This is a genomic window from Streptomyces sp. MH60, assembly GCF_002939385.1.
In the GTDB taxonomy this organism is placed as follows: Bacteria; Actinomycetota; Actinomycetes; order Streptomycetales; family Streptomycetaceae; genus Streptomyces.
In genome coordinates, this window is sequence record NZ_MULI01000151.1 from 1 (window position 1) to 6,065 (window position 6,065).

Consider the following 6,065-nt stretch of genomic DNA (forward strand, 5'->3'; position numbering starts at 1 on the left):
TCCCGCCGGTCGCCCAGGGCGTCGGCGCTCCTTCGGCCGCCCCCGGCCGCGGCTCGGGCAGGCCGGTCCCGGACCAGGACACGCCACCGGCCGCACCCACCCCCACCCCCGGTCCCGGTCCCGGTCCCGGCAAGGCGAGCGCCGTCCCGGACGGCGGCACCACACCGGCCGGTCCCGGCCGCGCTCCCGGTGCAGTGGCCCCCCGGGCCGACGGAACCTCCGCCACCCGCGCCGACGCCCGCACCACAGCCGCCCCCGCACCCGCACCCGTCGCCCCCGACGACGGCCCCCCTGCGTCCGGCCCGTACAGCAGCTCCCTCGGGAACTCCGCCCCCGCGTGCTCCCAGTACTCCGCGCGGCAGGCCACCACGAGCCGTGCCTCCGTCTCCCGCAGCCACGTGGCCGTGCCCTCGGTCCACTCGGGGAGACGGTGCGCCAGGACGGGCGGCATCTCCTCGGGGCCGTCGAGGAGGACCAGGAGGGGCCGTCCGGTGGCGCGGGCCAGGTGGGCGAGACGCTCCGGGGCGATGTCGCCGAGGTCGCCGGTGCCGGGTCGGTCCGAGGCGGCGACGATGCGGGCGGCCCGGGTCAGCGTCCGGCGAGCCGCGTCCGCCAGCGACATGTCGTCGTCGCGCAGGTCGGCCCCGCGCAGCCAGAGCGTGGGCGCCGCGTCCGGGCCCGTGGCACGACGGGCGGCGAGGGCCGCCAGCTCGGTCGTCCGGCCGCTGCCCGGCGCGCCGACCAGGCCGAGCACGCGGGCGCGGCCGGCGGCGAAGGCGGCGAACTCTCGCACCACCGCCGCCCGTTCGACCGGTTCCCCCGTGCCGGTTCCGCCGCCCGGCCCGGCAGTGGGGTCCCCGTCCGTGACCGACGTCGCCGTGAGGGCGAGCACCCCGGCCAGGTTGAGGTCGGCGCCGTACGCCGGGACCGTCGCCGCGTTCTCGGCGAGGAGCTCGGCGAGCGGGCCCGCGGTCGCGCGGCGCAGCGGCACGGCGAAGCCGACGTCGCTGTGTCCGGAGCTGAGGGCGGTGCCGAGGACGCCGAGGACGGCACCGGTCGCCACGTCGAGCACGGGGCCGCCGGCCGCGCCGCCGCCCAGCCGCAGGGCGTCCCGTCCACAGGTGCCGACGGCCAGTTCGAGGGCGTCGCCGAGGAGGTGGAAGCGGTCGGTGGCCGTGTAGGTGACGTCGGTGGCGCCCAAGACCCGGGCCTCGCGCCAGCCGCCGGCGGCGATCCGCACGTACGTCCCGGCCTCGACGCGGTCCCGCGCGGTGAGCGGCAGGGGGGCGACGCCGAGCCCCTCGGTGCGCACCAGGGCCAGGCCGAGGGCGGGCAGCGGGGTCACGTCGGCGGCGGCCACCACGCGCCGGCGGCCCCCGGCGGTGCTCAGGACCAGCCGGGGCAGGCCGTCGACCGCTTCGTGGCTGGTGAGCACCGTGCCGTGGTGGTCGGCGACGAATCCCGTGCCGCGGGGACGGCCGGCGAGGTCGTGGAAGCGGATCAGGGCGGCGTCGGACGCGCGCCCCGCCGTATCGGCCTCCCGCAGAGCCGGGGGTCCGCCTCGTGCTTCCAGGGAGCCGTCACCGGACCACTCCCCCGCCCTGCCGCCCGTCGTCCCCCGGGACCGGTTCCGCGACGCCATCGTCGAACCTCCCCGCCGTACACCCGTGCCGTGTGTTCGACGGTAGGCGCGAGATGATCAGCGGGACAGATCCCCTGGCGAACGCGCCCCCTTCCACTCCCCCGGTTCACTCCGAGCGCCTGCCCGGACGGGTGAACAGAAGGGGTGGGTTGGATACACCCTAGGGGGTGGGGGAACCGAGGGGGGACCGTGGAGCGGCGACAGTGGCAGTCCCCGTGATCGCCGCTCCACGGGCGGACCTGACGGTGCGTCGGCTCAGCCGAAGACGGCCAGGCTCTTCGCCTTGCCCTTGTGCTCCTCCACGAGGGCCAGCAGGCGCCCCTCGGGATCGAAGACGGCGACGGCACCGGCGCCCGTGTACTCCTCGGGCATCTCCAGCCGTACGCCGTTGGTGAGCAGCCGGGCCCGCTTCGCGTCCACGTTCCAGCGGGGGAAGGCGGCACCGGCCGCCTCCGCGACGGGCATGACGGTGAGCTCCTGCTGGAGCTGGTCCAGGGTCCGGGCGCCGTCCAGCTTGTACGGCCCGACGCGGGTGCGCCGCAGTGCCGTGAGGTGACCGCCGACGCCGAGACCGGCGCCCAGGTCGCGGGCCAGGGCCCGGATGTAGGTCCCGGAGGAGCAGGCCACCGAGACCACCAGGTCGAGCACCGGGGTGCCGTCGTCGGCGACGGCGTCCCGGACGTCGTGCACCGCGAAGGAGGAGACGGTGACCGGGCGGGCGGGGATCTCGAAGTCCTCGCCCTCGCGCGCCCGCTTGTAGGAGCGCACACCCTTGATCTTGATGGCGCTGACCTTGGACGGCACCTGCATGATGTCGCCGCTCAGCTCGGCGATGCCGGCGTCGATCGCCTCCCGGGTGACCTTCGAGGCGTCCTGCGTCCCCGTGATCTCGCCCTCGGCGTCGTCGGTCAGCGTCGTCTGCCCGAGCCGGATGGTGCCCAGGTACTCCTTCTCGGTGAGGGCGAGGTGCCCGAGGAGCTTGGTGGCCCGCTCCACGCCGAGGACCAGGACGCCCGTCGCCATCGGGTCGAGCGTGCCGGCGTGCCCGACGCGCCGGGTGCGGGCGATGCCCCGCATCTTGGCGACGACGTCGTGCGAAGTGAAGCCCGACGGCTTGTCGACGATGACAAGGCCGTCGGGCGTGGTGTGCTTGTCGGTCATTTAGCGGTGTCGTCCGTCTCGTCGGCCTCGGTCTCGTCCTCGTCCGGCTTGCGGTACGGGTCCGCCTCGCCCGCGTACGCGGCGCCCGCGGACGCCTCGCGCACCTTCTCGTCGGACTGCCGCGCCTTGTCGAGGAGGTCCTCGATGTTGCGGGCGGTGTCCGGCAGGGCGTCCATGACGAAGGTCAGGGTCGGCGTGAACTTCACGCCCGCCGCCTTGCCGACCTCGGAGCGCAGGATGCCCTTGGCGCTCTCCAGGCCCGCCGAGGCGGCCTTGCGCTCCTCGTCGTCCCCGTAGACCGTGTAGAAGACGGTCGCCTCCCGCAGGTCACCCGTGACCCGGGTGTCCGTGATGGTGACGTGCGAGCCGAGCCGCGGGTCCTTGATCCCGCGCTGCAGCTTCTGGGCCACCACCTCTCGGATGAGGTCCGCCAGCCTTTTCGCCCGCGCGTTGTCGGCCACTGGTCCGTCTCCCGTTCTTTCTTCTCTTGCCTGATCTGGTCTTCTGCCCGATCTGGTCAGTCGTCGTCGCCGTGGAAGCGCCGCCTGACGGACAGCAGTTCCACCTCGGGTCGGCCGGCCACCAGCCGTTCGCACCGGTCGAGCACGTCGCTGAGGTGGCCCGCGTCGCCGGACACCATGGCCAGGCCGACGACCGCCCGGCGGTGGAGGTTCATGTGCTCCACCTCCGCCGCGCTCACCGCGTACTTCCGTTGGAGCTCGGCGACGATCGGGCGGATGACGGAGCGCTTCTCCTTCAGCGAATGTACGTCGCCGAGGAGGAGGTCGAAGGACAGCGTCCCCACATACATGTGCAGCCGGTTCACCCGCCGGTCCGGGATCGATGGCCCCGCCGCGAACGGGCGGGATCACCAGAACCGTACAACGAACGGCCGGGGCCGATCGACGGATATTGTGCTCCGCCGACCGGCCCCGGACCGGTCACTCCCGGAAGTCGCGGTACTTACACCCGCGGCTTCTCGCGCATCTCGTACGTCGCGATGACGTCGTCGACCTTGATGTCGTTGAAGTTTCCGAGGTTGATACCGCCCTCGAAGCCTTCGCGGATCTCGGTGACGTCGTCCTTGAAGCGACGCAGACCCTCGATGTTGAGGTTCTCCGCGATGACCTTGCCATCGCGCAGGAGGCGCGCCTTGGTGTTGCGCTTGACCTCGCCGGAGCGGATGAGAACACCCGCGATGTTGCCCAGCTTGGAGGAGCGGAAGACCTCGCGGATCTCCGCCGTGCCCAGCTCGACCTCTTCGTACTCCGGCTTGAGCATGCCCTTGAGGGCCGCCTCGATCTCCTCGATCGCCTGGTAGATGACCGAGTAGTACCGGACGTCCACACCCTCGCGCTCGGCCATCTGCGCGGCACGCCCGGCGGCGCGCACGTTGAAGCCGATCACGATGGCGTCGGAGCCCATCGCCAGGTCGATGTCGGACTCCGTGACCGCACCGACGCCGCGGTGCAGGACGCGGATGTCGACCTCTTCGCCGACGTCCAGCTGGAGCAGGGAGGATTCCAGCGCCTCGACCGATCCGGACGCGTCGCCCTTGATGATCAGGTTGAGCTGCTGGACCTCGCCGGCCTTCAGCACCTTGTCCAGGTCCTCCAGCGACACACGGCGCGTGCGCTTGGCGAACGCGGCGTTGCGCTCGCGGGCGGCACGCTTCTCCGCGATCTGGCGGGCCGTACGGTCCTCCTCGACCACGATGAAGTTGTCACCGGCGCCCGGGACGTTGGTCAGACCCAGCACCTGGACCGGCGTGGACGGACCCGCCTCGGCGACGTTGTTGCCGTTGTCGTCAAGCATGGCGCGGACGCGGCCGTAGGCGTCGCCCACCACCATCGTGTCGCCGACCCGCAGGGTGCCTCGCTGCACGAGGACCGTCGCCACGGCACCGCGGCCGCGGTCGAGACGGGACTCGATCGAGATGCCCTGCGCGTCCTGGACCGGGTTGGCCCGCAGGTCGAGCGAGGCGTCCGCGGTGAGGACCACGGCCTCCAGCAGGGAGTCGATGTGCAGACCCTGCTTGGCGGAGATGTCGACGAACATGGTGTCGCCGCCGTACTCCTCGGCCACCAGGCCGTACTCGGTCAGCTGACCGCGCACCTTGGTCGGGTCGGCGCCCTCGACGTCGATCTTGTTGACCGCGACGACGATCGGGACCTCGGCCGCCTTGGCGTGGTTGAGCGCCTCGACCGTCTGCGGCATGACGCCGTCGTTGGCCGCGACGACCAGGATCGCGATGTCGGTCGACCGGGCACCACGGGCACGCATGGCGGTGAACGCCTCGTGACCCGGGGTGTCGATGAAGGTGATCTTGCGCTCTTCGTCGTTGACCTCGGTCGCGACCTGGTAGGCACCGATGTGCTGGGTGATGCCGCCGGCCTCGCCCGCGATGACGTTCGTCTTGCGGATGGCGTCGAGCAGTCGGGTCTTACCGTGGTCGACGTGACCCATGACGGTCACGACCGGCGGACGGACGACCAGGTCCTCCTCGGAGCCCTCGTCCTCGCCGAACTCCAGGTCGAAGGACTCGAGCAGCTCGCGGTCCTCCTCCTCCGGGCTGACGATCTGAACCGTGTAGTTCATCTCGCCGGCGAGGAGCTGGAGCGTCTCGTCGGAGACGGACTGCGTGGCCGTGACCATCTCGCCGAGGTTCATCATGACCGCGACGAGCGACGCCGGGTTGGCGTTGATCTTCTCCGCGAAGTCGGTGAGCGACGCACCGCGCGACAGGCGAATGGTCTCGCCGTTGCCGCGAGGCAGCATCACGCCGCCGACCGACGGGGCCTGCATGGCCTCGTACTCCTGGCGCCTCTGCCGCTTCGACTTGCGACCGCGACGCGCGGGACCGCCGGGACGGCCGAAGGCGCCCTGCGTGCCACCACGGCCACCGGGACCACCGGGACGACCGCCGAAGCCGGGACGGCCACCGCCGCCACCGAAGCCGCCGCCACCGCCGGGACGACCGGCGAAACCGCCGCCGCCGCCCGGACGACCGCCGCCGCCACCGCCACCGGGACGACCGGCGAAGCCGCCACCGCCACCGGGACGACCGGCACCGCCGGGACGACCGGCACCGCCGGGACCGCGACCGCCGCCACCGGGGCCGGGACGCGGGCCGGCAGCGGGACGCTGCGGCATCATGCCGGGGTTCGGACGCGGGCCGCCGCCGGGACGCGGACCGGCGGCGCCGCCCTGCGGACGCGGCATCGAGCCCGGGCTCGGACGGTTGCCGCCCGGAGTCTGGGGA

At 72.9% G+C, this 6,065-nt stretch carries 5 protein-coding genes; all 5 read right to left on the reverse strand.

What is annotated here, in order from left to right:
- A partial coding sequence (locus tag BZZ08_RS37915) for a serine protease (protein WP_133169271.1) occupies positions 1 to 1,642 on the reverse strand: 1,642 nt, incomplete at its 3' end.
- A 255-nt stretch (positions 1,643 to 1,897) separates the two neighbouring features.
- On the reverse strand, positions 1,898 to 2,803 hold the full coding sequence (gene truB / locus BZZ08_RS37920; protein ID WP_104636671.1) for a tRNA pseudouridine(55) synthase TruB: 906 nt from the start codon (positions 2,801 to 2,803) through the stop codon (positions 1,898 to 1,900).
- Entirely contained in the window at positions 2,800 to 3,264 is a 465-nt protein-coding gene (gene rbfA / locus BZZ08_RS37925) for a 30S ribosome-binding factor RbfA (protein ID WP_104636672.1), read from the reverse strand. Before rbfA ends, truB begins: the two co-directional genes overlap by 4 nt.
- Before the next feature lie 56 nt (positions 3,265 to 3,320).
- Positions 3,321 to 3,614 carry a DUF503 domain-containing protein gene (locus BZZ08_RS37930; RefSeq protein ID WP_104636674.1) on the reverse strand — a complete coding sequence of 98 codons (294 nt, stop codon included), beginning with the start codon at positions 3,612 to 3,614 and terminating at the stop codon, positions 3,321 to 3,323.
- A gap of 152 nt (positions 3,615 to 3,766) precedes the next feature.
- A partial coding sequence (gene infB, locus BZZ08_RS37935; RefSeq protein WP_198601943.1) for a translation initiation factor IF-2 occupies positions 3,767 to 6,065 on the reverse strand: 2,299 nt, incomplete at its 5' end.